At 66.0% G+C, this 26,374-nt stretch carries 26 protein-coding genes; 16 read left to right on the top strand and 10 right to left on the bottom strand.

The window, feature by feature from the left end; genetic code table 11:
* The first annotated feature begins 216 nt into the window (after positions 1-216).
* Positions 217-660, top strand: coding sequence for a GNAT family N-acetyltransferase (locus tag ACTJJX_RS03120; protein WP_003105215.1), 444 nt, complete (start codon positions 217-219; stop codon positions 658-660).
* 31 nt (positions 661-691) lie between these two features.
* Positions 692-1,207 carry a glycine cleavage system protein R gene (locus ACTJJX_RS03115; protein ID WP_003084789.1) on the top strand — a complete coding sequence of 172 codons (516 nt, stop codon included), beginning with the start codon at positions 692-694 and terminating at the stop codon, positions 1,205-1,207.
* 689 nt (positions 1,208-1,896) lie between these two features.
* Here the strand turns inward: ACTJJX_RS03115 and rarD are convergent.
* The 7 genes from rarD to ACTJJX_RS03080 form a co-directional block, all read right to left on the bottom strand.
* Positions 1,897-2,793 (bottom strand): EamA family transporter RarD, encoded by an 897-nt coding sequence (gene rarD / locus ACTJJX_RS03110; protein ID WP_003103301.1) that lies wholly within the window; start codon positions 2,791-2,793, stop codon positions 1,897-1,899.
* A 202-nt stretch (positions 2,794-2,995) separates the two neighbouring features.
* Positions 2,996-3,970 carry a serine/threonine protein kinase gene (locus tag ACTJJX_RS03105; RefSeq protein WP_003084794.1) on the bottom strand — a complete coding sequence of 325 codons (975 nt, stop codon included), beginning with the start codon at positions 3,968-3,970 and terminating at the stop codon, positions 2,996-2,998.
* 61 nt (positions 3,971-4,031) lie between these two features.
* Positions 4,032-4,790 (bottom strand): TOBE domain-containing protein, encoded by a 759-nt coding sequence (locus ACTJJX_RS03100; RefSeq protein ID WP_016852387.1) that lies wholly within the window; start codon positions 4,788-4,790, stop codon positions 4,032-4,034.
* A gap of 67 nt (positions 4,791-4,857) precedes the next feature.
* Positions 4,858-5,178 (bottom strand): YfiM family lipoprotein, encoded by a 321-nt coding sequence (locus ACTJJX_RS03095; RefSeq protein ID WP_016263902.1) that lies wholly within the window; start codon positions 5,176-5,178, stop codon positions 4,858-4,860.
* Positions 5,179-5,219: 41 nt separating this feature from the next.
* A complete protein-coding gene (locus ACTJJX_RS03090; RefSeq protein WP_016852388.1) occupies positions 5,220-5,945 on the bottom strand; it encodes a ComF family protein in 726 nt (241 codons plus the stop codon).
* Between the two features lie 138 nt (positions 5,946-6,083).
* A complete protein-coding gene (locus ACTJJX_RS03085; protein WP_003084806.1) occupies positions 6,084-6,377 on the bottom strand; it encodes a hypothetical protein in 294 nt (97 codons plus the stop codon).
* Positions 6,378-6,430: 53 nt separating this feature from the next.
* Positions 6,431-7,357, bottom strand: coding sequence for a LysR family transcriptional regulator (locus ACTJJX_RS03080; RefSeq protein ID WP_003118849.1), 927 nt, complete (start codon positions 7,355-7,357; stop codon positions 6,431-6,433).
* Positions 7,358-7,474: 117 nt separating this feature from the next.
* Here ACTJJX_RS03080 and ACTJJX_RS03075 point away from each other — a divergent pair, with 117 nt between their 5' ends.
* The 5 genes from ACTJJX_RS03075 to ACTJJX_RS03055 all read left to right on the top strand — a co-directional run bounded on the left by ACTJJX_RS03075 (position 7,475) and on the right by ACTJJX_RS03055 (position 11,792).
* Positions 7,475-8,233 (top strand): 5-oxoprolinase subunit PxpA, encoded by a 759-nt coding sequence (locus tag ACTJJX_RS03075; protein ID WP_003103315.1) that lies wholly within the window; start codon positions 7,475-7,477, stop codon positions 8,231-8,233.
* A 76-nt stretch (positions 8,234-8,309) separates the two neighbouring features.
* Positions 8,310-8,558: an acetyl-CoA carboxylase gene (locus ACTJJX_RS03070; RefSeq protein WP_003084813.1), complete on the top strand. Its 249-nt coding sequence runs from the start codon at positions 8,310-8,312 to the stop codon at positions 8,556-8,558.
* Between the two features lie 10 nt (positions 8,559-8,568).
* Complete coding sequence (locus ACTJJX_RS03065; RefSeq protein WP_016852389.1) at positions 8,569-9,945, top strand: acetyl-CoA carboxylase biotin carboxylase subunit; 1,377 nt, start codon at positions 8,569-8,571, stop codon at positions 9,943-9,945.
* A 1-nt stretch (position 9,946) separates the two neighbouring features.
* Positions 9,947-10,825 carry a 5-oxoprolinase subunit B family protein gene (locus ACTJJX_RS03060; RefSeq protein WP_016852390.1) on the top strand — a complete coding sequence of 293 codons (879 nt, stop codon included), beginning with the start codon at positions 9,947-9,949 and terminating at the stop codon, positions 10,823-10,825.
* On the top strand, positions 10,815-11,792 hold the full coding sequence (locus tag ACTJJX_RS03055) for a biotin-dependent carboxyltransferase family protein (RefSeq protein ID WP_003084819.1): 978 nt from the start codon (positions 10,815-10,817) through the stop codon (positions 11,790-11,792). Before ACTJJX_RS03060 ends, ACTJJX_RS03055 begins: the two co-directional genes overlap by 11 nt.
* 43 nt (positions 11,793-11,835) lie before the next feature.
* Here ACTJJX_RS03055 and ACTJJX_RS03050 read toward each other — a convergent pair whose 3' ends face one another.
* From ACTJJX_RS03050 to ACTJJX_RS03040, 3 genes are all read right to left on the bottom strand, one after another.
* Entirely contained in the window at positions 11,836-12,837 is a 1,002-nt protein-coding gene (locus ACTJJX_RS03050) for a fimbrial protein (RefSeq protein ID WP_016852391.1), read from the bottom strand.
* Between the two features lie 77 nt (positions 12,838-12,914).
* A complete protein-coding gene (locus ACTJJX_RS03045) occupies positions 12,915-13,922 on the bottom strand; it encodes a fimbrial protein (RefSeq protein WP_023082632.1) in 1,008 nt (335 codons plus the stop codon).
* Positions 13,923-13,937: 15 nt separating this feature from the next.
* Positions 13,938-14,639 (bottom strand): fimbrial biogenesis chaperone, encoded by a 702-nt coding sequence (locus ACTJJX_RS03040; protein WP_003118852.1) that lies wholly within the window; start codon positions 14,637-14,639, stop codon positions 13,938-13,940.
* A gap of 564 nt (positions 14,640-15,203) precedes the next feature.
* Between ACTJJX_RS03040 and bioB the strand changes: the two genes are divergently transcribed.
* The 9 genes from bioB (at position 15,204) to ACTJJX_RS02995 (ending at position 26,339) form a co-directional block, all read left to right on the top strand.
* Positions 15,204-16,262 (top strand): biotin synthase BioB, encoded by a 1,059-nt coding sequence (bioB, locus tag ACTJJX_RS03035; RefSeq protein ID WP_009315099.1) that lies wholly within the window; start codon positions 15,204-15,206, stop codon positions 16,260-16,262.
* A 105-nt stretch (positions 16,263-16,367) separates the two neighbouring features.
* Positions 16,368-17,573 (top strand): 8-amino-7-oxononanoate synthase, encoded by a 1,206-nt coding sequence (bioF, locus tag ACTJJX_RS03030; RefSeq protein ID WP_016852393.1) that lies wholly within the window; start codon positions 16,368-16,370, stop codon positions 17,571-17,573.
* The gene (locus tag ACTJJX_RS03025; RefSeq protein WP_003103332.1) at positions 17,566-18,288 is read left to right on the top strand and encodes an alpha/beta fold hydrolase; all 723 of its coding nucleotides are present in this window, start codon (positions 17,566-17,568) and stop codon (positions 18,286-18,288) included. The genes bioF and ACTJJX_RS03025 overlap by 8 nt, the downstream gene beginning before the upstream one ends.
* Positions 18,281-19,105 carry a malonyl-ACP O-methyltransferase BioC gene (gene bioC / locus ACTJJX_RS03020; RefSeq protein WP_003103333.1) on the top strand — a complete coding sequence of 275 codons (825 nt, stop codon included), beginning with the start codon at positions 18,281-18,283 and terminating at the stop codon, positions 19,103-19,105. Before ACTJJX_RS03025 ends, bioC begins: the two co-directional genes overlap by 8 nt.
* A gap of 3 nt (positions 19,106-19,108) precedes the next feature.
* On the top strand, positions 19,109-19,795 hold the full coding sequence (gene bioD, locus ACTJJX_RS03015) for a dethiobiotin synthase (RefSeq protein ID WP_003103336.1): 687 nt from the start codon (positions 19,109-19,111) through the stop codon (positions 19,793-19,795).
* A 108-nt stretch (positions 19,796-19,903) separates the two neighbouring features.
* On the top strand, positions 19,904-20,134 hold the full coding sequence (locus tag ACTJJX_RS03010; RefSeq protein WP_003103338.1) for a hypothetical protein: 231 nt from the start codon (positions 19,904-19,906) through the stop codon (positions 20,132-20,134).
* 339 nt (positions 20,135-20,473) lie between these two features.
* Complete coding sequence (locus tag ACTJJX_RS03005; protein WP_003103341.1) at positions 20,474-22,279, top strand: phenylacyl-CoA dehydrogenase; 1,806 nt, start codon at positions 20,474-20,476, stop codon at positions 22,277-22,279.
* 212 nt (positions 22,280-22,491) lie between these two features.
* Entirely contained in the window at positions 22,492-24,288 is a 1,797-nt protein-coding gene (locus ACTJJX_RS03000; RefSeq protein WP_003103343.1) for an acyl-CoA dehydrogenase C-terminal domain-containing protein, read from the top strand.
* 272 nt (positions 24,289-24,560) lie between these two features.
* A complete protein-coding gene (locus ACTJJX_RS02995) occupies positions 24,561-26,339 on the top strand; it encodes an acyl-CoA dehydrogenase C-terminal domain-containing protein (RefSeq protein WP_003103344.1) in 1,779 nt (592 codons plus the stop codon).
* The last annotated feature ends 35 nt before the right edge of the window (positions 26,340-26,374 follow it).

The raw sequence follows: 26,374 nt of genomic DNA, 5'->3' as shown, positions 1-26,374 counted from the left end.
AAAATCAGTGGTTACGCGTCGCGTTACGACTGGATGACGCTTCACGGTCACGTTGGCCAGGCTCAATGTTCGCAAAAAAACTGTACTTTGTTCCAGATAAATCTAAAAACAGTACACGATTTATCGCGAGCCCAACTGCGGCGCGGCGTCGCAGGATGTTTCACTGCGCTGCGAGCGCCTTGCCTATACTCCCGGAATCGCCCCAGGAGCCTCGCCATGCCCGTCCATGCCGCATCCCTCGCCGATCTCGCCGACCTGGTTCCGCTGTTTTCCGCCTACCTCGACTTCTACGAAGTGCCGGCGCCGGAAGAGCAGGTCCGCGCATTCCTCGCCGAGCGCCTGCGCCAGGGCGATTCGACCCTGTTCCTGGCCAGGGATGCCGAGGCGCGGGCGCTGGGCTTCGTCCAACTCTATCCGCTGTTCGCCTCCCTGGCGCTACGACCTTCGTGGCTGCTCAGCGATCTCTACGTCCGCCCGGAGGCGCGTCGCCGGGGTGTCGGCGAGGCCCTGATGAACCAGGCCCGGGGTTTCGCCGAAAGCATGGGCGCCTGCGGCCTGCAACTGGAGACGGCGAAGACCAACCACGCCGGGCAGTCGCTCTACGAGCGCCTCGGCTATGTCCGTGACGAACAGTTCTACACTTACTGGCTGCAGCTCTGAACTCCCATTCGTCCCAGCAGGAGGCAAGCTCATGGATCACCTGGTCCTGACCGTGATCGCCACCGACCATCCCGGCCTGGTCGAGCGCATCGCCCAATGCATCGCCTCCCACGGCGGCAACTGGCTGGAAAGCCGCATGTCGCGGATGGCCGGGCAGTTCGCCGGGATACTGCGGGTGGCCGTGCCGGCGGAAGGCTACGACGAACTGGTGGAAGGGCTACAGGGCCTGTCCAGCCACGGTATCCGCGTGCTCCTGGCGGAAAGCGGGATCGAGCCGGTATGCAACTGGAAGCCTATCCACCTCGACCTGGTGGGCAACGACCGCCCCGGTATCGTGCGCGACATCACCCGGCTACTGGCCGAGCACGGGGTGAACCTGGAGAGCCTGTCCACCGAAGTGCGCCCGGCGCCGATGAGCAGCGAACCGCTGTTCCATGCCGATGCGCTGCTGGCGGTGCCGCTGACCCTGTCGCTGGACACCCTGCGCGAGCGACTGGAAGACCTGGCCGACGACCTGATGGTGGAGTTGGTGCTGGACGCGTCCTGAAGTTGTTCAGGAAAGCCGGGGACGGGCCTGTGGAAAAGCCTTGGGTGAAACCCTGAAGCCCAGGCGCCGCGAGGCTTGGAGGTCGTAGCGCGTTTTTTGACCAGCTGCGTTGCGGTTATTCCCAAACCAGGTGGACCAGCCTGTGGGTATTCTGTGTGGATAACCTTGCAGGCCTTTATCCATGGGCGATACAAGGGTTTGATCGTTTTCTGAGCAGCCTCTCTTGCGCTTTTGCTTGTGGATTAACCTTCGCCGCTATCGTTGCCCCTGTGCACAAATAACGTGGAGCAGTCTGTGGGTAAGCCGGGGAAAAATCCATGCAGGCCTTTATTCATCGGTATTACAGGTATCCGTACGTTTTTTGATCGATGGCTTTTCCGGTTCATCCACAGTTGCTCACAAAAGCCTTGGGCAGATTTGTGGATAAGCCTTGTGTATATCGTTGTAACCCTTGGTAAGCCTTGCATGCAGCGGTATGCTCAAAGACTGATCAGGCGCTTTGCAGGGCCTCTTCCGAAGAGTTATCCACGTGCCTGCGGAGAGGAGAAGGCAGGTATATGCACAAAGTGCGTGCATGATCCTGTGGAAAAGCCTGGGGTGGATCGCTGAGCGTCAGTATTGGCGGGGGATAGGAAGGAGTGCGTGTTTTTTCGCCAGGCTTGCGGAGTTCCGCAAGCCTGGGGATAACGTCAGCCCGGCTGGGGAAGGCGGCGCAGGCTGCGCCAGGCGTCGAAGCTGTAGACGGCCAGGGCGAGCCAGATGAAAGCGAAGGCGGTCAGGCGGCTGGAGTCCAGATGCTCGCCGAACAGCAGGATCGCCTGTAGCAGGACCAGCGTCGGCGCCAGGTATTGCAGGAAGCCCAGGGTGGCGTAGGGCAGGTGCCTTGCCGCAGCGTTGAAGCAGACCAGCGGAACCAGCGTCACCGGGCCCGCGGCGACCACCCACAGGGCTTCCGGGGTGCTCCAGAAAGCCGTTTCGCTGGTCGGCCCGTCGGCGAAAAACAGCAACCAGACCAGCGCCAGCGGCAGCAGCAGCCAGGTTTCCACCACCAGTCCGGGCAGCGCGGCGACCGGCGCCTTTTTGCGGATCAGGCCGTAGAAGCCGAAGGTCAGGGCCAGCACCAGCGACACCCAGGGCAGGCTGCCGAGTTGCCAGACCTGCTGCGCCACGCCCAGCGAAGCCAGGGCCACCGCCAGCCATTGCAGGGGACGCAGGCGTTCCTTGAGCAGCAACATGCCGAGCATCACGTTGATCAGCGGATTGATGTAGTAGCCCAGGCTGGCTTCCAGCATGTGGCCGTTGTTCACCGCCCAGACATAGGTCATCCAGTTGCTGGCGATCAGCAGTCCGCTGGCGGCCAGCACGACGAAGCGCTGCGGATTCTGGCGCAGCTCGCGCCACCAGCCCGGGTGCTTCCAGAACAGCAGCAGGACGGCGCCGAACAGGGCCGACCAGACCGCGCGCTGGACGATGATTTCCACCGCGGGAATGCGTTCGAGCAGTTTGAAGTAGAGCGGGAACAGTCCCCAGATCACATAAGCCGTCAGGCCGAGGACATAGCCCCGACGGAGGTTGGCGGTCGCCATGGAGAATCCTTGAAACGTCAGGCAGGTAAGAATGGCCGTGCACGGTATGCACGCGCGGATGACCTGTGAATTCTAGTAGGGGGGTGGCGAGCTTGTCTGCGCACAGTTCCCGCGGAAAAGCACCGGCACACTTGCCGTTCCCTCGCCTGCCCCGCGGCGGGACGGATAGCGCCGCGCGCCATTCGCCCCGTCCGCAGGAGGCTCAGAACAGTCGCAGCGGTTCCTCGTCCAGCGCCGCCAGTTGTTCGCGCAGCACCAGCACCTGCTCGCCCCAGTAACGTTCGCTGCCGAACCAGGGGAAGCTCGGCGGGAACGCCGGGTCGTCCCAGCGCCGCGCGAGCCAGGCGCTGTAGTGCATCAGGCGGAGGCTGCGCAGGCCTTCGAGCAGCGGTAGCTGGCGCGGGTCGAAGTCGTGGAACTCGTTGTAGCCGTCGACCAGTTCGGCAATCTGCGCCAGGCGTTCGTGGCGCTCGCCGGCGAGCATCATCCACAGGTCCTGGAGAGCCGGGCCCATGCGGCAGTCGTCGAGATCGACCATGTGGTAGACCTCGTCGCGGCACAGCAGGTTGCCCGGATGGCAGTCGCCGTGCAGGCGGATCGGCTGGTAGGGCACCTCGGCGAACAGGGCGTCGAGGCGTTTCAGCAGGTCGCGGGCGACCGACTCGTAGGCCGGCAGCAGGCTCCTGGGGATGAAATTGCCTTCCAGCAGGGTGGCCAGCGAGGCGTGGCCGAAGTTATCCACAGCGAGCGCCTCGCGGTGCTCGAACGGCCGCGTGGCGCCGACCGCGTGCAGGCGGCCGAGCAACTGGCCGAGGCGGTAGAGCTGGTCGAGATTGCCCGGCTCGGGCGCGCGCCCGCCGCGCCGCGGGAACAGGGCGAAGCGGAAGCCGGAGAATGCGAACAGGCTTTCGCCGTCGCGCGACAGCGGCGCCACCACCGGCACCTCGCATTCCGCCAGCTCGGCGGAGAAGGCGTGCTCCTCGCGGATCGCCGCGTCGCTCCAGCGGTCCGGTCGGTAGAACTTGGCGATCAGCGGCTCGCCGTCCTCGATGCCGACCTGGTACACGCGGTTTTCGTAGCTGTTGAGCGCCAGCACCCGTGCGTCGCTGAGATAGCCGAGGCTTTCCACGGCATCCAGGACGAGGTCGGGGGTCAGTTGGTCGAAGGGATGGGACATGACGGGGCATCCAAGGCTCGAAAGACCCCTAGTGTACGCAAGCCGGCGCGGGCCGGCAGGTTCACAGCGGCGTGCCGAGCAGGACCTGGGCTGGATCGAAGGAGGCGATCACCTTCTGGCCCTTCTTCAGCCCCAGGCTGGCCAGGCGTTCGCCGGACAGCAGCGCGCAGAGGGTAAGACCGCTGCCCAGGGCGATGCGCACCTCGCTGGGACCGGCCTTGGCCGCGAGGATTTCCTCCAGGGTGCCGTGCAACTGGTTCGGCTGGTCCTCGCGCGGTTCCAGCCCGACGTCCAGCCAGCCGGCCTTGATCAGCGCCAGTACCGGGCGGCCGCGACCGAGTTCGAGTTGCTCGGTGCTGGCGCGGGTGATCAGCGCCTCGATGCGTTGCTGGCCTGGCAGCTCGATGGCGATGCGGTCGTGGAAGCCTTCGCCATGGATCGACAGGACCCGCCCGTGCAATTGGTTGCGTGCGCTGGTGCGGAGCATCAGGCGGCCGATCAGGTTGAGGTCCTCGGCGTCTTCCGCGGCCTGCAACACCTGCGCTTGCAAGGCTTCCAGGCGCCGGTAGAGAGCCAGCAGGCGCTCGCCCTCGGCGGTCAGCCGGGCGCCGCCGCCGCCCTTGCCGCCGACGCTACGCTCGACCAGCGGACGCTCGGCCAGGTTGTTCAGTTCGTCGATGGCGTCCCAGGCGCCCTTGTAGCTGATGCCCACGGCCTTCGCCGCACGGGTGATGGAGCCCAGTTCGGCGATCTGCGCGAGCAGGGAGATGCGTTGCGGGCGACGGGTGACGTGCTGGGCGAGAGTGGAGAGTGCGGACATGGAGGCTTCGCTATGAGCGGACGTATACGGCGAAGGCTCCAACAGCCATGGGCAAAACGCAAGGGCGTCACTCGGCAGCCTGGTAGAGACTGTAGCCGGCGGCGGCGCCGGCCAGGTCCCAGGCGAGGTCCTTCCAGCTCCAGCCGCTGCCGGCGGAACGGCTGTCGTAGAACTCCTTGCCGACGCCGAAGGCGAGCGAGAAGCTCAGGCCGAAGCGTGCCTGGCGAGCGCCGCGCAGGCCGCGGTCGTGGGCCATCTGCATGCCCGCCGCGGCAAGGGCCGCGGAACTGGCGAAATGCAGGGCCTTGTCTTCGCCCAGCCAGTCGTCTTCGGCGAAATGGCTGCAACCGCCGAGCAACAGGCAGGCCGCGACCAGCAATGCGCGCATGGATCCTCTCCCGTATCGGTTGCGCGGCAGTTTAGCCCAGCTCAGCCGGGCTTCGGCGTGCGCGCCAGGCAGTAGACGTCGACCCGCGCGGCGCCCGCCCGGCGCAACAGGCGGGAAAGGCGCTCGGCGGTGGCCCCGGTGGTGAGCACGTCGTCCACCAGTGCCAGGTGCAGCCCGCGAACATCGCTGGCGGGCGCCAGGGCGAAGGCGTGGCGCAGGTTGCGCCGCCGCACCGTCGCGTCCAGCCCCTGCTGGGCCGGAGTATCCAGCACTCGCCGCAGGCGGTGCGGATCGCAGCGCAGGTCCAGCTCGCCAGCCAGTCGCTCGGCGAGCTGTTGCGCCTGGTTGAAGCCGCGACGACGTTCGCGCCGAGGCGCCAGCGGGACCGGCAGCAGGCGTGCCGGGCGCGGCAGGCCTTCGGCGTAGCGTTGCCGCAGGTGTTCCGCCAGCAACTCGCCGAGCAGCCGCCCCAGCGGCCAGGCCGCCTGGTGCTTGAAGCGGTTGATCAGGCTGTCGAGCGGAAAGGCGTAGCGCCAGGGCGCGATCGCCTGTTCATAGGCCGGCGGGCGGCGCAGGCACTCGCCGCACACCTGGCCGTCCAGCGGCAGGGGCAGGGCGCAGCGCCGGCACTGCTGGCGCGACCAGGGCAGGTCGGCGGCACAGGCGCGGCACAGCGGGCGGGGCGGCTGGTCGCTGCGGGCGGCGCAGAGCAGGCAGGCCGGCGGCGGCAAAAGCCAGCGCGTGAGAGGACGAAGCGGGAACGACATGGCGGGACTTCCTGGCGGATGTCGCACCATGCAACCGCAGGCGCGCGCCGCCGACCAGCCGTTGCCAGCGGGTTCGGAACTCGCCTGTGGATAACCGAAACCTTCCTTCGCTCCTTGCGGAAACGGCCGACTCGAGGATCAGTGGATGAGCCAGCTCATGACGATCAGGCCGAGCACCGTCCAGATCACCCCGCCGACTATCGAGCGGCGCATGAAGGCGCGTATACCGCTGTAGAGCAGCAACAGGCCGAGCACCAGGAAGACGAAGCTGAACAGCGATGCGTCCATGCCGATGGCCCTGGCCAGGCCGTGGAGGAAGTCGTCCATGGCGCCCCAGATGCCGCCCAGCAGGCCGGAGAGCAGGTCCACCACGAAGCGGATCGCCCTGCCCAGCATCTCGCCCAGTCCGTCGAAAAAGCCTTCTGTACCCATGAGTGTCCTGTCCTGAGTGTTCCCAGCGTTGGATCAGAGATTAGCCGCCGGGTTCAGCGCCGGCTGCTGCTTTGCTGCGGAGCGAGGAACGACTGGCGGAAGTATTCGCGGAACGCGCGCATCCCGGCGCTCGCTTCGGTGTCGCGGCGCCAGGCCAGGCCGACGCTCATCGACGGCACCGGGTCGACCAGCGATAGCGTCTCGATGCGTTTGCCTTCCAGCGACCAGGGCCGGTACACCAGGTCGGAGAGGATGGCCACGCCGGAGCCGTTGGCGACCATGCTGCGCACCGCTTCCACCGAACTGGTATGGAGGATCACCTGCGGCCGGTGGCCGCTCTGTTGCCAGTAGCGCAGCGCGCTCTGCCCGGCCTCGTCGACGGTGAGCATGATGTAGGGCTCGCCGGCCACGTCGGCAAGGCCCAGGTCGGCCTTCTCGCCCAGCGGATGGCGGCTGGGCAGCCACAACCGGCGCTCGGAGTTGAACAGGGTTTCGGCGGCGATCCCGGGCTCGGTGAGATTGCCGGTGAGCAGCACGGCGATGTCGTAGCGACCGTCGAGGAGGCCGCGCTCGATGCTGGCGCGCTCGTCCTCGAACAGTTGCAGCTCCAGTTCCGGGTACCACTGCGCCAGGCGTTGCAGGTGGTGGGGGAGGAAATAGCCCATCACGGTATAGCTGGCGGCGACCTTCAGGGTGCCTTCGACCCGGGTGTCCGGTTGCGGGCTGTTGAGCGCGTCGTCGACGCTGCGCTGGATCGAATAGGCGTGGTTGAGGAAGTGCCGGCCGCTGTCGGTCAGGTTCATGCCCTGGGCCGTGCGGGTGAACAGGGCGACGCCGAGCATGCCCTCCAGTTCCTGGATCGCGCTGGTCACCGCCGACTGCGAGATGTTCAGGTGGATGGCGGCCTGGGATATCTGGCCGAACTCGGCGGTGGCGATGAAGTAGCGAACCTGGCGGAGGGTCAGGGCCATGGGGAGCATCCGGAGGAGATATCTGTTTTTCAGAAACCAGTCTATCGAATAATAAATCTACCCAATACCTTTCCCGGCTTTTACCGTGGCTCCATCCAACAACAAGACAGATGAGGCCTGCGGGCAATGACTGAAGTCGACCTCAATTCCGACATGGGCGAAGGCTTCGGCCCATGGACCATCGGCGATGGCGTGGACGCGGCGATCATGCCGCTGATCAGCAGCGCCAACATCGCCACCGGTTTCCATGCCGGCGACCCGAGCAGCATGCGCCGCACCGTGGAGATGGCCGCCGAGCATGGCGTGGCCATCGGCGCCCATCCGGGCTTCCGCGACCTGGTCGGCTTCGGGCGTCGGCACATCGCCGCGCCGGCCATCGAGCTGGTCAACGACATGCTCTACCAGCTTGGCGCACTGCGCGAATTCGCCCGGCTGCAGGGCCTGTCGCTGCAACACGTCAAGCCCCACGGCGCGCTCTACATGCACCTGGCGCGGGACGAGGTCGCCGCGCGCCTGTTCGTCGAGACCCTGCAACGCCTGGAACCGGAACTGCTGCTCTATTGCATGCCCGGTTCGGCCACCTGGCGCATCGGCCGGGAACTGGGCCAGCCGCTGGTGCGCGAGTTCTACGCCGACCGCGACTACGACCGCAGCGGCTCCATCGTCTTCACCCGGCGGGTCGCCGCCCTCGATCCGCAGCAGGTCGCCGACAAGGTCCTGCGCGCCTGCCGCGAGGGCAAGGTGCGCACCGTCGAGGGCGAGGACCTCGACATCGCCTTCGACTCGGTGTGCATCCACAGCGATACCCCCGGTGCCCTGGAGCTGGTCGCCAGCACCCGTGCGCGCCTGGAGGGCGCCGGCATCCGCATCAAGGCGCCGCGTTGAGCGCCGCTCGCCTCGGCGAGCCTCGCGACAAGCTTTTCTGCCATTTCCTACAACGTTCGAATAATGAGGATTCGTCATGGCCGAACATAACGTGCAGTCCCCCTTGCCCGGCACCTTCTATCGCAAGGCCAGCCCCGACGCGCCGCCCTACGCGGAGGTCGGGCAGGCGGTCGAGGCCGGCAGCGTGATCGGGCTGATCGAGGTGATGAAGCAGTTTTCCGAAGTGCAGGCCGGGCAGGCCGGCATACTCCAGGCGTTCCACGTGGAAGATGGCGAGGCCATCGAGCCGGGCCAGGTGCTGGCGGTGATCGCCAGCGCTACCTGAGGAGGATGCCATGCACAAGCGACTGAACAAGCTGCTGGTGGCCAATCGCGGCGAGATCGCCGTGCGCATCATCCGCGCCGCGCAGGCACTGGGCATTCCCACGGTAGCGGTGTGCAGCGAGGCGGATCGCGATTCGCTGGCCGCGCGGCTGGCCGATGAGGTACGCCTGATCGGCCCTGCGCGGGCCGACCGGAGCTACCTGGATATCGAGGCGATTCTCATGGCGGCGCGGGAAACCGGTGCCGACTCGATCCATCCCGGCTACGGTTTCCTCTCCGAGAACCCCGCCTTCGCCGAAGCGGTGCAGGCGGCCGGCCTGGTCTTCGTCGGTCCGGAGGCGCAGACCATCCGCCGCATGGGCGACAAGGCCGAGGCGCGGCGTACCGCGATGGCCGCCGGGGTGCCGGTGGTGCCGGGCTCGCCCGGCGAGCTGGGCGACCTCGACGCGGCGCTGGCTTGCGCCGAAGAGGTCGGCTATCCGCTGCTGGTCAAGGCCTCCGCCGGCGGCGGCGGGCGTGGCATCCGTATCGCCCACGACGCCGACGAACTGCGTCGGGAATTCCCCATCGCCCAGCGCGAGGCGCAGGCCGCCTTCGGTTCGCCGGCGGTGTACCTGGAGCGCTTCATCCGCCAGGCGCGGCACATCGAAGTGCAGATCCTCGGCGATGGCGAGCGCGCGGTGCATCTGTTCGAACGCGAATGCTCGCTGCAGCGGCGGCGCCAGAAGGTCTTCGAGGAGGCACCTTCGGCGGCGCTGGACGGCGCGCAGCGCCAGGCCCTCTGCGAGAGCGCGGTGCGCCTGGCGCAGAGTCTCGGCTATCGTGGCGCGGGCACCCTGGAATACCTGTTCGACGCGCACAGCGGCGAGTTCTTCTTCATCGAGATGAACACCCGTATCCAGGTCGAGCATCCGGTCAGCGAGATGGTCACCGGCATCGACCTGGTCCAGGCCATGCTGCGCATCGCCGCCGGCGAGGCGCTGCCCTGGCGCCAGGAGGACATTCGCCTGAACGGCGCGGCGCTGGAGATGCGGATCAACGCCGAAGACCCGGCGCGCAATTTCTTCCCCAGCCCCGGCACCGTGGAGCGCCTGGAATGGCCGCAGGGCGAGGGCGTGCGAGTGGACAGCCACCTGTATCCCGGCTACCGGGTGCCGCCGTACTACGATTCGTTGCTGGCCAAGCTGATCGTCCATGGTCGCGACCGCGACGAAGCGTTCGCCCGCGCGCGCCAGGCGCTGGAGCGCACCGTGCTGGCCGGCATGGCCACTACCCTGCCGCTGCACCGCTGGCTGCTCGCCGATGCGCGGGTACAGGCCGCGCAGTTCGATACCGCTACCCTGGAAACCTGGCTCGCCGAGCGGAGCGCCGCCGCGCAGGAGGTTTGAGATGCATGCCAACATCCGCTACAGCTTCGGCGGCGACGAGCACCTGTTCGCCGAGGTCGCCGAGTCCATGTCGCTGGAAGCCTTCTTCCGCGGCATGGCGATCACCCGCGCCATCGAGACACTGCAATTGCCCGGGGTGCTCGACGTATGCCTGGCCAACGCCTCGTTCCAGGTTCGCTTCGACCCCGACCGGCTGGCCCCGCAGGCGCTGCTGGAGACCGTGCGCGGCCTGGAAGCCGAGGCGGTCGCCGCGCGCAGCATCGAGACGCGTATCGTCGAAGTGCCGGTGTTGTACAACGATCCCTGGACCCACGAGACCCTGATGCGCTTCCGCGACCGTCACCAGGACCCGGACTCCACCGACCTCGAGTACGCCGCGCGGATCAACGGCTACGCCGACGTGCAGGCGTTCATCCAGGCGCACAGCGGCACGCCGTGGTTCGTCTCGATGGTCGGTTTCGTCGCCGGCCTGCCGTTCATGTACCAGATGGTCGAGCGCGAGCGGCAGTTGCAGGTGCCCAAGTACCTGCGTCCGCGCATCGACACGCCGAAGCTGACCCTCGGCCACGGCGGTTGCTTCGGCTGCATCTATTCGGTGCGCGGTGCCGGCGGCTATCAGATGTTCGGCGTGACTCCGGCGCCGATCTTCGATCCCCGCCAGGGCCTGCCCTATCTCGAGGAATCGATGGTGTTCTTCCGCGCTGGCGACATCGTCCAGTTCCGCCCCATCGAGCGGACCGAGTACGAGCGCATGGCGGCCGAAGTCGAAGCGGGCACATTCGACCTGCGCATCCGCCCGGTGAGTTTCGATCTCGACGCGTTCCTCGCCGATCCGCGAGGCTGCACGCAACGTCTGCAGGAGGTGCTGTATGTCGATTAAGGTGCTCAAGCCCGGCCTCGCCACCTCGGTGCAGGACGCCGGCCGCGAAGGCCACTATCACCTGGGCATCCCGCCGTCCGGCGCGCTCGACCAGTATGCCCTGCGCGCGGCCAACCTGCTGGTGGGCAACGCACCGACCGCCGCCGTGCTGGAGTGCGCGCTGCTGGGTCCGCAGCTGGAGTTCCAGCGCGACGCCCTGGTGGCCGTGTGCGGGGCGCGCATGACGCCTCGCCTGGAGGGCGCGGAGATGCCGCTGGATACTTCCTTCCGGGTTCGCGCCGGGCAGGTCCTGGGGTTCGACTTCATCCGTGCCGGCGCCCGTGGCTATCTCGCCATCGACGGCGGCATCGCGGTACCCGAGGTGCTGGGCAGCCGTTCGACCTACGGTCTGGGGGCGATCGGTGGCTTGCAGGGACGACGGCTGGCGGAGGGCGACCTGCTGCCCCTGGGGCCTGCCTCGCCCTCTGCCGTGGAGGGCTTGGCGCTGCCGCGTTCGCTGCAGGTGGAGGTCGGCGGCGAGGTGAGCTTGCGGGTGGTTCCCGGGCTCTACGTCCATCGCCTGACCCCCGACGCGGTCGAGCGTTTCTTCGCCGAGACCTGGACCGTCGGTTCGGAGGCGGACCGCACCGGCTACCGCTTCAAGGGCGGCACGGCGCTCCGGTTCGAGCCGCGCGAACAGCCATTCGGCGCAGGCTCGGACCCGTCCAACATCGTCGACGCTTGCTATCCCATCGGCTCGATCCAGGTACCGGGCGGGCTCGAACCCATCGTCCTGCATCGTGATGCGGTGTCCGGTGGGGGATATGCCACGCTGGGCACGGTGATCAGCCCCGACCTGAACCGGCTGGCGCAGATGCAACCGAACCAGAAGGCGCGTTTCGTCGCCGTCAGCCTGGAGGAAGGTCTCGAGGCGCGTCGCCGTTACAACTGGCAAGTGCAACGACTCCAGCACTTCTTCCTGCGCTGAGTCGATACCGGGCCGCTTCGGTCTGCGAAGCGGCCCCGGGCGGTCACTTGTAGTAGACCTCTATCGCGGCGGTGGCGTTGAAGGGGCCTGGCGTTGGAGTGCCCGTCATCCACCTCACCTGGGCGAGGAAGTTTCTTATGACCACCAATTGGTTCTGGCTATTGGGCACCAGTACGAACTCCTTGCCGATATCGATGATGCTGCGGTCTTCCTGCTTGAGAAGTCGGATTCCCACGGACTTGTTGTTGTTATCCAAAAGAGTGTCCGAACCCCACAGGGAGGTGCTGCCGGAGGGGAGGAACATCGCGTTCAGGCCATAGGCGCTGCTGCAGTTCTTATTGGCGGTGACGCTGAACGGAAGTTCCTTGAGGATCTGGTCCCGGCTGGCGAAATAGGCCTGCAGGCTTTGGAAGTCGACGGTTTTCGGAGAAAGGCTGATTGTGGACGCGCAGGCGACGTAGCGAAGGTTATTCAAGCCGTGGAGGGTCATGCGGAAGTTGTACCCCCCTATGTTATTGATAGCGCTCTCGCCATCGAACTGGAAAATCGGGTAGGCGTTTACCCCTGTGATAGGACCTTCCTTACCGGTACTGGGACCTGCCCGCTTGGAGAGAAAGAAGTTGAAGTTGACGATCATCTTCTTCGCCCTGCCTTCGCAACCTCGTCCCGTCCAGCAACCATCGAAGTGCATGCCGATCTCCTTTCGGCACTTGTCGAGTGTCGAGCAGCGCAGGTCTTCGCCGTTCAGGTTGATGCCCACCTCCAGGTCCGAACCCAGCGCGCCCTGACCGGTTGGACTCAGGTAGAAATAGACCTGCTCTGGCCCCCAGTCGCGATCCTGGAAGCAAGTGATCGATATGGAGTAGTTCGGAGACCGCCAGAGTACAGTGTCCTTGGGGAGGACCGATGGAACAGCGATGCTCGTATCGATGTAGACATGATCTTCGGTTTGCTTGTTGTCCGATTTCCAGCACATCAAGGCGAAGCTTTTCTGCGACAGTACGAGCAGCATTGCGACAAGCATGTAACGGATGAAGGCATTCATGGGGTTCTTCTGCAGGTTGTTAATCGATTCTTGTTTTTGCAGAGCATGCCGCGCCTGTTGCAGGTGCGGCCTAGCGGTCACTTGTAATAGACCTCTATCGCGGCGGTGGCGTTGAACGGGCCTAGAATGGGTCTGCTCGTCATCCACCTCAGTTGGGCGAGAAAGTTCTTCGTCACCGTCGTCTGGGTTGGGGTGTAGGGAATGAACTCGAACTCCTTACCGATACTGATGACGCTGCGATCCTCATTGAGGAGCCTGATGCCCACTGTTGGATTGTCCTTGGCCAGCAACGTATCCGTGCTCGACAGGGTGGTATTGCTGGCGGGAATGAACATAGCGTTCAGGCCATAGGCGCTGTTGCAGCTCTTATTGGCGGTGATGCTGAAGGGAAGTTCTTTGATGACCAGATTCTGTGCGGCAAATTGCGATTGCAGTATCTGGAAGTTGAGGGTCTTTGGAGAAATGCTTAGCGTGGAGGTGCAGGCGACGTAGCGGAGGTTGTTCATGCCAAGGGCATTCATACGTAGGTTCCGGCCCCCCAGGTTGTTGATGCCTCCCACTCCATCGAACTGGAACAGTGCGTAGGAGTTTACGCCCGTGATGGGACCTTCCTTGCCGGGAGTGGGGGCGGCGAGTTTGGAGAGGAAGATCTGGAAACGGACCTGCTTGGTCTGAGCCATGCCTTCGCATCCCCCCCGTCCTCCTGTCCAGCAACCATCGAAATGCATGCCTATCTTCTGCCGGCAGCCGGGGAGCGAGGAACAACGGAGGTCCTCGCCGTTCAGGTTGATGCCCACCTCCAGGTCCGAGCCCAATGCGCCCTGGCCGTCCGGACTGAGATAGAAATAGACGTCCTCAGGTCCGGTGTTTTCGCGCTCCTGGTAACACCTGACGGAGAAATCGTAGGTTGGAGAGCGCCAGAGCACGGTGTCCTTGGGCAGAGCCGAAGGCACGGCGATGCTCGTGTCGATGTTGACATAGTCGATCGTTGCCTTGTTGTCCGCTCTTTCGCAGGTCAGCGCATAACCTTTCTGCGCCAACGCAACCAGCATTCCCACAAGTAGTGTTCGGGTAATTGCATTCATGGTGTATTCCGGGCCTCATGGGTGTTTGGCGTTGGTCTCTACGCCTGATTTCAATGCGCCGTGATAAGGGTGGAGGTTCCCTCCGTCGCTGACGATCGCGTAACGCACTTTGTCGGGATGGCAGGCGGCGATGTCGAACTGGTGATTGGAGAAGGGCGCCAGCATCAGGTGTTCGATGGCTTCGCCGCAGCTCCGCTCCGATGCGTCGAGGAACTCCAACTGGCTGAAGGTGATGTGGTAGGGCGAAGGATTGTGTGCCTTCGGATTGCCGCTGGTGCCGAGCGTCCACGTCACGCCCTCGTTCGCCTGCTCGACGGTGGCTTCCAGGGGCGGCCGATAGAACAGCTTGAAGCGATGGCGTAGGGCGATCTGCAGGGTCTCGGGAGTACTGGGCGCGTGCGGCACGTCCAGCACGCTCAACAGCAGGTAGGTCTCGCGGTCGGTGGGCAGGCCCTGGCCCTGGTAGAGCACCTCTACCTTGGCCCGCTGGCCGGCGCCCAGGCGGAGCAGCGGCCTGGACACGGCGAAGGGCAGCGCCTGCCCCTTGCCGTCGGTACCCCAATCCAGGGAGATTTCCGCCAGGGCTGGCTCCTTGCCCTCGTTGACCAGCGTGATCGGCAGGCGCTTGCCTTTCATCACGAAACGGTTCTGGCCGTCGAACGAGAGATCGGCATGGGCGGACATGCACAGCCAGGCGAATATCGATGCAAGAACCATCCGAAGCCAACTTCGGACCTGGAAGAGGCGCTTTCCATTCATATTCCTGAATGTGCCCGAATGAAACCCGTATCGTGTTTTGGAAAGTGGTTGGTCGGAAGGATCGAATATATTTTTCGTTATACTTCCGCTGCGCTTTGAATGGCTATATTTAGGGTGGTTGGTTGCGTTCATGGTTCAAGTCTGGATAACTTGTTTTGGTTGCGCACCGCTAGGGTGGCAAGAGACTCAATGTTTCTCCATGTTAGAAACCTGCCAGGGAATATATAAATAAGATATTTCCTATTTCTTGTAGGAAATATCCTAAGGATTACTTGTAGTTTTCCGAGGTAGTTGCGCCGTTTCTTCCAGGGAGCCGAATGCCACATAGAGGACGAGGCCGATTGGAGCAGTCGATGACTGCTGGCTTCTACATGGATGATCAAATATTGATCAGATGTAGTCCTGTGTCCTGGGTTGGGTTGACAGCGTCATACAGCCACTTATGATGCCCTTGAGCCTGACCCCCGGCGTGCCGGGGCTCCCCGACAAAAGGCGCCATACAAGCGTCGAAGGAATCTTCCCATGAGTGCAACCGCTTCCGTCGCCACCCGTCACGACTGGTCCCTCGCCGAAGTCCGTGCCCTGTTCGAGCAGCCGTTCAACGACCTGCTGTTCCAGGCGCAGACGGTGCATCGCGCGCACTTCGACCCGAATCGCGTGCAGGTCTCGACGCTGCTGTCGATCAAGACCGGCGCCTGTCCCGAGGACTGCAAGTACTGCCCGCAGTCCGGCCACTACAACACCGGCCTGGACAAGGAGAAGCTGATGGAGGTGCAGAAGGTCCTCGAGGCGGCGGCCGAGGCCAAGGCCATCGGTTCGACCCGCTTCTGCATGGGCGCTGCCTGGAAGCACCCGTCGGCCAAGGACATGCCCTACGTCCTGGAGATGGTCAAGGGCGTGAAGAAGCTCGGCCTGGAGACCTGCATGACCCTCGGCCGCCTGACCCAGGAACAGACCCAGGCGCTGGCGGACGCCGGCCTCGACTACTACAACCACAACCTGGATACTTCGCCGGAGTTCTACGGCAACATCATCACCACCCGCACCTACAGCGAGCGCCTGCAGACCCTGGCCTACGTGCGCGAGGCGGGGATGAAGATCTGCTCCGGCGGCATCCTCGGCATGGGCGAGTCGGTGGACGACCGCGCCGGCCTGCTGATCCAGTTGGCCAACCTGCCGGAGCACCCGGAGTCGGTGCCGATCAACATGCTGGTGAAGGTCAAGGGCACGCCGCTGGCCGAGGAGAAGGACGTCGATCCGTTCGACTTCATCCGCACCCTGGCGGTGGCCCGGATCATGATGCCGAAGTCCCACGTGCGCCTGTCCGCCGGCCGCGAGCAGATGAACGAGCAGATGCAGGCGCTGGCCTTCATGGCCGGGGCCAACTCGATCTTCTACGGCGAGAAGCTGCTGACCACGAAAAACCCGCAGGCGGAGAAGGACATGCAGTTGTTCGCCCGTCTCGGCATCAAGCCGGAAGAGCGCGAAGAGCACGCCGACGAAGTGCACCAGGCCGCCATCGAGCAGGCGCTGGTGGAACAACGCGATTCGCAGCTGTTCTATAACGCCGCTTCCGCCTGACCATACTGGAAGGGAGGGCGCCGCCGTCCCTTCGTCGCAGCCGCTGATATCGGCCCTGCGTGGGCAGGCGCGCCTGCGTCCGTCCAGCAACACGAGCGACCTGCCATGTCCTTCGATCTCGCTTCCCGCCTCGCCAGCCGGCGCGCGAAAGACCTCTACCGCCAGCGGCCGCTGCTGGAGTCGGCCCAGGGCCCGGACGTCGTGGTCGACGGCCAGCCGCTGCTGGCCTTCTGTTCCAACGACTACCTCGGCCTGGCCAACCATCCCGAGGTGATCGCCGCGCTGCGCGCCGGCGCCGAGCGCTGGGGCGTGGGCGGCGGCGCCTCGCACCTGGTGGTCGGCCACAGCGGTCCGCACCACGAACTGGAGCTGGCCCTCGCCGAATTCACCGGGCGGCCGCGTGCGCTGCTGTTCTCCACCGGCTACATGGCCAACCTCGGCGCGGTGACCGCGCTGGTCGGCAAGGGCGACACGGTGCTGGAAGACCGCCTCAACCACGCTTCGCTGCTGGATGCCGGATTGCTCTCCGGCGCGCGTTTCTCGCGCTACCTGCACAACGACCCGGCAAGCCTCGCCGCGCGCCTGGACAAGGCCGAGGGCAATACCCTGGTGGTCACCGACGGGGTCTTCAGCATGGACGGCAATCTCGCCGACCTGCCGGCCCTGGCCGCCGTCGCGCAGGCCCGCGGCGCCTGGCTGATGGTCGACGACGCGCATGGCTTCGGCCCGCTGGGCGCCAGCGGCGGCGGGATCGTCGAACATTTCGGCCTCGGCCAGGAGCAGGTGCCGGTGCTGATCGGCACACTCGGCAAGGGTTTCGGTACCGCCGGCGCCTTCGTAGCCGGCAGCGAGGAACTGATCGAGACCCTGATCCAGTACGCCCGGCCCTACATCTACACCACCAGCCAGCCGCCAGCGGTGGCCTGCGCCACCCTGAAGAGCCTGGAGCTGCTGCGCCGCGAAAGCTGGCGGCGGCAACACCTGGCGGCGCTGATCGCCCGTTTCCGCCATGGCGCCGAGGCGCTTGGCCTGACCCTGATGGACAGCTTCACGCCGATCCAGCCGATCCTGGTCGGCGGCAGCCGCCAGGCCGTGGCCCTGGCCGGCATGCTTCGAGCCCGTGGCATCATGGTCGGCGCGATCCGCCCGCCAACCGTGCCGGCCAACAGCGCGCGGCTGCGCGTCACGCTGTCCGCCGCGCACAGCGAAGCGCAGGTCGACCGCTTGCTCGAAGCCCTCGGCGAAAGCTGGCGACAGCTGTCGTCTAGCCTTCTGGCAGAGATCGAAGCCGAGGAGGGAGACGATGCGTGACCACTTGATCCTGTTGCCGGGCTGGGGCCTGGGTAGCGCACCGCTGGAACCGCTGCGCGACGCGCTGCACGAGCGCGAGCCGCACCTGAACGTGTTGATCGAGCCGCTGCCGTCGCTGGACGACGCCGCCGACTGGCTCGACGAACTCGACGATAACCTGCCGCGCGATAGCTGGCTGGCCGGCTGGTCGCTGGGAGGCATGCTCGCCGGCGAACTGGCGGCGCGCCGCGGCGACGATTGCCGGGGACTGCTGACCCTGGCCAGCAATCCGTGCTTCCGCGTGCGCGAGGACTGGCCGAACGCGATGCCGGCGGAAACCTTCGAGGACTTCTTCGAGGCTTTCCTGCTCGAACCGCACCTGACCCGCAAGCGTTTCACCCTGCTGGTCAGCCAGGGTGCGCGCGACCCTCGGACCCTGGCGCGGCAACTGCAGGTGGCGCTGCCGCAGCTGGAGCGCGAGGCGCTGGTCGCCGGCCTGCAGTTGCTCGGCCAACTGGATACCCGGGCCGCCCTGGAAAACTTCCGCGGGCCGCAATTGCACCTGTTCGCCGAAGCCGATGCGCTGGTGCCGCTGGCCGCCGCCGAGGCCCTGCTCGAGTGGCTGCCGGACGTCGAGGTCTCGACCCTGGCGGCCAGTCACGGCCTGCCGCTGGAATGCCCGGACGAGGTGGCCGGCGCAATCCTGAGATTCCTTCGCGAGGGTGACGATGCCTGACGATTCCTCGCCGCTGCTGGCGCCCCATGGCGTTGCCGCGCTGCCCGACAAGCGCCAGGTCGCCGCGTCGTTTTCCCGCGCGGCGGCCAGCTACGACGCGGTGGCCGAACTCCAGCGCGGCGTCGGTGAGAGCCTGCTGTCGGCATTGCCGGAAGGCTTCTCGCCGCGCCGCTGGGTCGATCTCGGCTGCGGCACCGGTTATTTCAGCCGGGCCCTGGAACGACGCTTCGGTGCGGCCGAGGGCCTAGCCGTGGATATCGCCGAAGGCATGCTGCGGCATGCCCGCGCGCGCGGCGGCGCCAGCCATTTCATCGGCGGCGACGCCGAGAGGCTGCCGTTGCGCGACGGCAGTTGCGACCTGCTGTTCTCCAGCCTGGCCATCCAGTGGTGCGCCGACCTCCCGGCGGTCCTGGCCGAGGCGCGGCGGGTCCTGCGGTCGGGCGGCGTGCTGGCGTTCAGCAGCCTGTGCGTCGGTACCCTGGGCGAGTTGCGCGACAGTTGGCGGGTGGTGGACGGCTTCGTCCACGTCAATCGCTTCCGCGCCTTCGCCGACTACCTGCAACACGCGGCCGGCAGCGGCCTGCTGCCGCTGACCCTGCGCCACGAGGACCGGCTCCTGCATTTCCCCGACCTGCGCAGCCTGACCCACGAACTCAAGGCGCTGGGCGCGCACAACCTCAACCCCGGGCGGCCCGACGGCCTGACCGGGCGCCAGCGCATCCGCGCGCTGGTCGCCGCCTACGAGCGTTTCCGCCAGCCCGAGGGGCTGCCCGCTACCTACCGCGTCGTCTTCGGCGTGCTGCGCAAGGATTCCTGAACCATGCCGGCGTTCTTCGTCACCGGTACCGACACCGAGATCGGCAAGACCACCATCGCCGCCGGCCTGCTCCACGCGGCCCGGAGTGCCGGCCTGAGCACCGCCGCGGCGAAGCCGGTGGCCTCCGGCTGCGAGCCTACGGCGCAAGGCCTGCGCAATGGCGACGCGTTGGTGTTGCTCGGCCAGTGCTCGCTGGCGCTGGCCTACGAGCAGGTCAACCCGCTGGCCTTCGCACCGGCCATCGCCCCGCACCTGGCGGCGCGCGAGGCTGGCGTCGAACTGAGCGCCGCACGCTTGCACGAGGCGGTGCGCGAGGTGCTGGCGCTACAGGCCGATTTCACCCTGGTGGAGGGCGCCGGCGGATGGCGCGTGCCGTTGCTGGGCCGCGAGAACCTGTCCGACCTGGCGCGCCTGCTGGCGCTGCCGGTGGTGCTGGTGGTCGGCGTGCGCCTGGGCTGTATCAACCATGCGCTGCTCAGCGCCGAGGCGATCCTGGGCGACGGCCTGGCGCTGGCCGGCTGGGTGGCCAACGTCGTCGACCCGGCTACCTCGCGCCTGGAAGAGAACCTGGCGACCCTCGCCGAACGCCTGCCGGCGCCCTGCCTGGGTCGGGTACCGCGCCTGGAGGAAGCCACTCCCGCGGCTGTGGCCGCACACCTCGACCTGCGGCCCCTGGGTATCGGGCTATAAACAGCGGGCCGTCCATAACCAACGGGCGGTACCCAGCGCCGGCCAAGTCTGCTTGAATAGAAGCCACTTGCTATCGCAGTGGCGCGTGCGCGTCCCCAGGAGTAGAGGGTGGAAATTTCCGGCAACGCTTTCGTCAGTGGCCTCAACGCGGTGCAGTCGGGCAGCGCCCGCGTCGCCCAGGCCGGCAGCGAGATCGCCCGCAATACCGTGGAGGCCCGTTCGCCCCAGGCCGAGCAGATGGTCGAACTGACCCGCGGCAAGCTCGAGGCGCAGAGCGGCGCCCGGGTCATCGAGGTAGCCGACGAGACCCTCGGTACCCTGATCGATACCCACGCCTGACTTCCTGGCGGCCGGCAGCGGCCGCCCCGACCCTTCCTTTTCCGACTGTCACCCGGCGGCCCCTGAAGCCTGCCGGGCGCTTCGCCATGGGCTTTACTGAGAGAGACGAAAGTGCTTTGGAAGGACGTGGCTGCCAGTGATTTCGGGCATGACCGAGCGGTCGGTTCGGATGCTTGACAAGGGATTGGCGTAAACGTATGTTTCAAACGCCTGTTTGAGAGCCGGGACGCATGAGTGCGTCCGGCAAGGCGACCGGGAGCGATCCCGCACTGCGACCGCAGACTCTGGACATCCGTCCGGTCGCCGATTAACCAGAACCCTTCGTAGAGGTTGACTGCTATGCCTGATTACAAGGCCCCCTTGCGTGATATCCGTTTCGTTCGCGACGAGCTGCTGGGCTACGAAGCGCACTACCAGAGCCTGCCGGGCGCCGAAGACGCGACTCCCGACATGGTCAACGCCATCCTCGAGGAAGGTGCGAAGTTCTGCGAACAGGTGATCGCTCCGCTGAACCGCGTTGGCGACCTGGAAGGCTGCACCTGGAGCGCCGACGGCGTGAAGACCCCGACCGGCTTCAAGGAGGCCTACCAGCAGTTCGTCGAAGGCGGCTGGCCGAGCCTGGCCCATGACGTCGAGCACGGCGGCCAGGGTCTGCCGGAATCCCTCGGCCTGGCCATCAGCGAGATGGTCGGCCAGGCCAACTGGTCCTGGGGCATGTACCCGGGCCTGTCCCACGGCGCCATGAACACCCTGCATGCCCACGGCACCGCCGAGCAGCAGGCAACCTACCTGACCAAGCTGGTCTCCGGCGAGTGGACCGGCACCATGTGCCTGACCGAGCCGCACTGCGGCACCGACCTGGGCATGCTGCGCACCAAGGCCGAGCCGCAGGCCGACGGTAGCTACAAGGTCACCGGCACCAAGATCTTCATCTCCGCCGGCGAGCACGACATGGCCGACAACATCGTCCATATCGTCCTGGCCCGCCTGCCCGACGCCCCGCAGGGCACCAAGGGCATCTCGCTGTTCATCGTGCCGAAGTTCCTGCCCAACGCCGAAGGCAACGCCGGCGAGCGCAACGCGGTTTCCTGCGGTTCCATCGAGCACAAGATGGGCATCCACGGCAACGCCACCTGCGTGATGAACTTCGACGCCGCCACCGGCTTCCTGATCGGCCCGCCGAACAAGGGCCTGAACTGCATGTTCACCTTCATGAACACCGCTCGCCTGGGTACCGCGCTGCAAGGCCTGGCCCATGCCGAAGTCGGTTTCCAGGGCGGCATCGCCTATGCTCGCGAGCGTCTGCAGATGCGCTCGCTGACCGGTCCGAAGGCGCCCGAGAAGCCCGCCGACCCGATCATCGTGCATCCTGACGTGCGCCGCATGCTGCTGACCATGAAGGCCTTCGCCGAAGGCAACCGCGCGATGCTGTACTTCGCCGCCAAGCAGGTCGACATCGTCCAGCGCAGCCAGGACGAAGAGCAGAAGAAAGCCGCCGACTCGATGCTGGCCTTCCTCACGCCGATCGCCAAGGCGTTCATGACCGAAGTCGGCTTCGAGTCCGCCAACCACGGCGTGCAGATCTTCGGTGGCCACGGTTTCATCGCCGAACACGGCATGGAGCAGAACGTCCGCGACAGCCGCATCTCGATGCTGTACGAAGGCACCACCGGCGTTCAGGCCCTCGACCTGCTGGGTCGCAAGGTGCTGATGACCCAGGGCGAGGCGCTGAAGGGCTTCACCAAGATCGTGCACAAGTTCTGCCAGGCCAACGAAGCCAACGAAGCCGTCAAGGAATTCGTCGCTCCGCTGGCGCAGCTGAACAAGGAGTGGGGCGACCTGACCATGAAGGTCGGCATGGCCGCCATGAAGGATCGCGAGGAAGTCGGCGCCGCTTCGGTGGACTACCTGATGTACTCCGGCTACGCCTGCCTGGCCTACTTCTGGGCCGACATGGCGCGCCTGGCCGCCGAGAAGCTGGCCGCCGGCACCGGCGAGGAAGCCTTCTACAAGGCCAAGCTGCAGACCGCGCGCTTCTACTTCCAGCGCATCCTGCCGCGTACCCGCGCCCACGTCGCCGCCATGCTGTCCGGCGCCAGCAACCTGATGGAGATGGCCGAGGAAGATTTCGCCCTCGGTTACTGATGGCACGGGCCGCTGGCGGCCCGTTCCCCAGGTGAGAAAGAGCCCGCCCTTCGGCGGGCTTTTTCATGCCTGCGATCCGCTGCATCCTGGCCTTCCGACCTCGGGGTTATGGCGTTGCATTCAGCGTCCGCAGCGTGATTGTAGGCGCCCGCCCGGCGCAGTAGCTTCGAGGGATTCGCGCCTGTGGGGCGCCCCTGCCGAGGAGAACAGAGATGCCGGAATACAAGGCTCCGCTGCGCGACATGCGCTTCCTGATCGATGAGGTATTCGACTTCCATGGGCGCTACCAGGCGCTCGGCGCCAGCGACGCGACCCCGGACATGGTGGCGGCGATCCTCGATGAAGGGTCGAAATTCTGCGAACAGGTTCTGGCGCCGCTGAACCGCTCCGGCGACGAAGAGGGCTGCCACTTCGACAACGGCGTGGTGACCACGCCCAAGGGTTTCAAGGAAGCCTATGCACAGTACGTCGAGGGTGGCTGGAACGGTGTCGCCAGCGATCCCGCGTACGGCGGCCAGGGCCTGCCGCACTCGCTGGGTCTGCTGCTCAGCGAGATGATCGGCGCCAGCAATGTCTCCTGGGGCATGTACCCGGGCCTGACCCGCGGCGCCATGTCGGCGATCCACGCCCACGGCAGCCAGGCGCAGAAGGACCTCTACCTGGCGCGGATGACCGCCGGCACCTGGACCGGCACCATGTGCCTGACCGAGCCGCACTGCGGCACCGACCTGGGCATCATCAAGACCCGCGCGGTGCCGAACGCCGACGGCAGCCATGCGATCAGCGGGACGAAGATCTTCATCTCCGCCGGCGAGCACGACCTGAGCGAGAACATCGTCCACCTGGTGCTGGCCAAGCTTCCCGATGCGCCGGCCGGGACCAAGGGTATCTCGCTGTTCATCGTGCCGAAGTTCCTTCCCGACGCCGAAGGTAACGTGGGCGCGCGCAATGCGGTCTCCTGTGGCTCCATCGAGCACAAGATGGGGATCAAGGCCTCGGCCACCTGTGTGATGAACTTCGACGGCGCCACCGGCTACCTGATCGGCGAGCCGAACAAGGGCCTGCACTGCATGTTCACCATGATGAACCACGCCCGCCTGGGCACCGGCATGCAGGGCCTGTGCCTTGGCGAGACCAGTTACCAGGGCGCCGTGCGCTACGCCCGGGAGCGCTTGCAGATGCGCTCGCTGACCGGGCCGAAGGCGCCGGACAAGCCGGCCGACCCGATCATCGTGCACCCCGACGTGCGGCGCATGCTGCTGACCATGAAGGCGTTCAACGAAGGCAACCGCGCGCTGGCCTACTTCACCGCCCAGTTGCTCGACACCGAGCACCTGTCGCAGGACGCCGCCGAGCGCGAGCGGGCCGCCGACCTGCTGGCCTTCCTGACGCCGATCTGCAAGGCCTTCATGACCGAGACCGGGCAGGAGGTGACCAACCTCGGCATGCAGGTCTACGGCGGCCACGGCTACATCCGCGAGTGGGGCATGGAGCAGTTGGTCCGCGATTGCCGCATCGCACAGATCTACGAAGGCACCAACGGCATCCAGGCCCTCGACCTGCTCGGCCGCAAGGTACTGGGCAGCCAGGGCAAGCTGTTGCGCGGTTTCACCAAACTGGTCCACCAGTTGTGCCAGGCCCAGGCCGAGCATCCGCAACTGAAGGGACAGGTCGCGCAACTGGCGGCGCTGAACGCGCAGTGGGGCGAACTGACCCAGCAGGTGGGCCTGGCGGCGATGAAGAATGCCGACGAAGTGGGCGCCGCCTCGGTGGACTACCTGATGTTCTCCGGCTACGTGACCCTGGCCTATTTCTGGTTGCGCATCGCCCTGGTGGCGCGCGAGAAGCTGGATGCCGGCAGCGGCGAGGCCGCGTTCTACGAAGCCAAGCTGGCCACCGCCGACTTCTACTTCAGTCGCCTGCTGCCGCGCACCGCGGCGCACGCCGCGGCGATCCAGGCCGGCGCGGCGGGCCTGATGAGCCTGTCGGCGGAGCAGTTTTCGCTCTAGCGGCTGCCGGGGCAGGGGCGCGGCGCTTCTTCCCCCGGTTTCTCCCGCACCCGCCGGGCCCGTCGGACTCCCGGCGAACTCGCTCGAGCCCGCGAAAAGCGGGCTTTCTCATGCCTGTCGCATAGAAGACCGATATAGACTTTCCGGTCACGACGTGACGCTACAAGTCCGAAATGTTGGTGGTGTAGACTCGGCCGCGGCACGCCTTTCGTGCCTCCATTTTGTTGCCGCTGGCCCCCGGCCGGCGATCGGTACGATCGAGGATTCCCCACATGGCTGATTACAAAGCTCCGCTGCGCGACATGCGCTTCGTCCTCAATGAGGTGTTCGAGGTCTCCCGGCTCTGGGCGCAACTGCCGGCGCTGGCCGAAGTGGTCGACGCCGAGACCGCCGCGGCGATCCTCGAAGAGGCCGGCAAGGTCACCGCCGGTACCATCGCCCCGCTGAACCGTCCGGGCGACGAGGAAGGCTGCCAGTGGAACGCTGGCGCGGTGAGCACCCCGGCCGGCTTCCCCGAGGCCTACCGGACCTACGCCGAAGGCGGCTGGGTCGGCGTCGGCGGTGATCCGACCTACGGCGGCATGGGTATGCCCAAGGTGATCTCGGCGCAGGTCGAGGAACTGGTCAACTCGGCCAACCTGTCGTTCGGCCTGTATCCGATGCTGACCGCCGGCGCCTGCCTGGCGCTCAATGCCCATGCCAGCGACGAACTGAAGGACAAGTACCTGCCGAACATGTACGCCGGTATCTGGGCCGGTTCCATGTGCCTGACCGAGCCGCATGCCGGCACCGACCTGGGCATCATCCGCACCAGGGCCGAGCCGCAGGCCGACGGCTCCTACAAGATCAGCGGGACCAAGATCTTCATCACCGGCGGCGAGCATGACCTGACCGAGAACATCATCCACCTGGTGCTGGCCAAGCTGCCCGACGCCCCGGCCGGGCCGAAGGGCATCTCGCTGTTCCTGGTACCGAAGGTGCTGGTCAACGCCGATGGCTCGCTGGGCGAGAAGAACAGCCTGGGTTGCGGCTCCATCGAGCACAAGATGGGGATCAAGGCCTCGGCCACCTGCGTGATGAACTTCGACGGCGCTACCGGTTGGCTGGTGGGCGAGGTCAACAAGGGCCTGGCGGCGATGTTCACCATGATGAACTACGAGCGCCTTGGCGTCGGCATCCAGGGCCTGGCCACTGGCGAGCGCTCCTACCAGAGCGCCATCGAATATGCCCGCGAGCGTATCCAGAGCCGCGCGCCGACCGGCCCGGTGGCCAAGGACAAGGCCGCCGACCCGATCATCGTGCACCCCGACGTGCGTCGCATGCTGCTCACCATGAAGGCGCTGAACGAAGGCGGCCGCGCCTTCTCCAGCTACGTCGCGATGCAGCTGGACACCGCCAAGTACAGCGAAGACGCGGTCACCCGCAAGCGCGCGGAAGAGCTGGTGGCGCTGCTGACCCCGGTGGCCAAGGCATTCCTCACCGACATGGGGCTGGAAACCACCATCCATGGCCAGCAGATCTTCGGTGGCCACGGCTTCATCCGCGAATGGGGCCAGGAGCAACTGGTGCGCGACTGTCGCATCACGCAGATCTACGAAGGCACCAATGGCATTCAGGCGCTCGACCTGGTGGGGCGCAAGGTGATCGGCAGCGGCGGCGCCTTCTCCCGTCACTTCACCGACGAGATCAAGGCCTTCGTCGCTTCCGCCGACGAGGCCCTGGGCGAGTTCAGCAAGCCGCTGGCGGCCGCCGTGGAGAACCTGGAAGAGCTGACCGCCTGGCTGCTCGACCGCGCCAAGGGCAATCCCAACGAGATCGGCGCGGCGTCGGTCGAATACCTGCATGTGTTCGGCTACACCGCCTATGCCTACATGTGGGCATTGATGGCGCGCACCGCGCTGGCCAAGCAGGGCGAGGACGACTTCTACGCCAGCAAGCTGGGTACCGCGCGCTTCTACTTCGCCCGCCTGCTGCCGCGCATCCATTCCCTGAGCGCCTCCGTGCGCGCCGGCAGCGAGTCGCTGTACCTGCTGGACGCCGAGCAGTTCTGAGGCCTGGCGCCTGAGACGGAAAGCCCCGCGATGCG

Source organism: Pseudomonas sp. 22490 (assembly GCF_052044465.1).
GTDB lineage: Bacteria > Pseudomonadota > Gammaproteobacteria > Pseudomonadales > Pseudomonadaceae > Pseudomonas > Pseudomonas aeruginosa.
The sequence above is the reverse complement of the archived record's forward strand: the minus strand, read 5'-3'. Positions and strand labels throughout refer to the sequence as shown.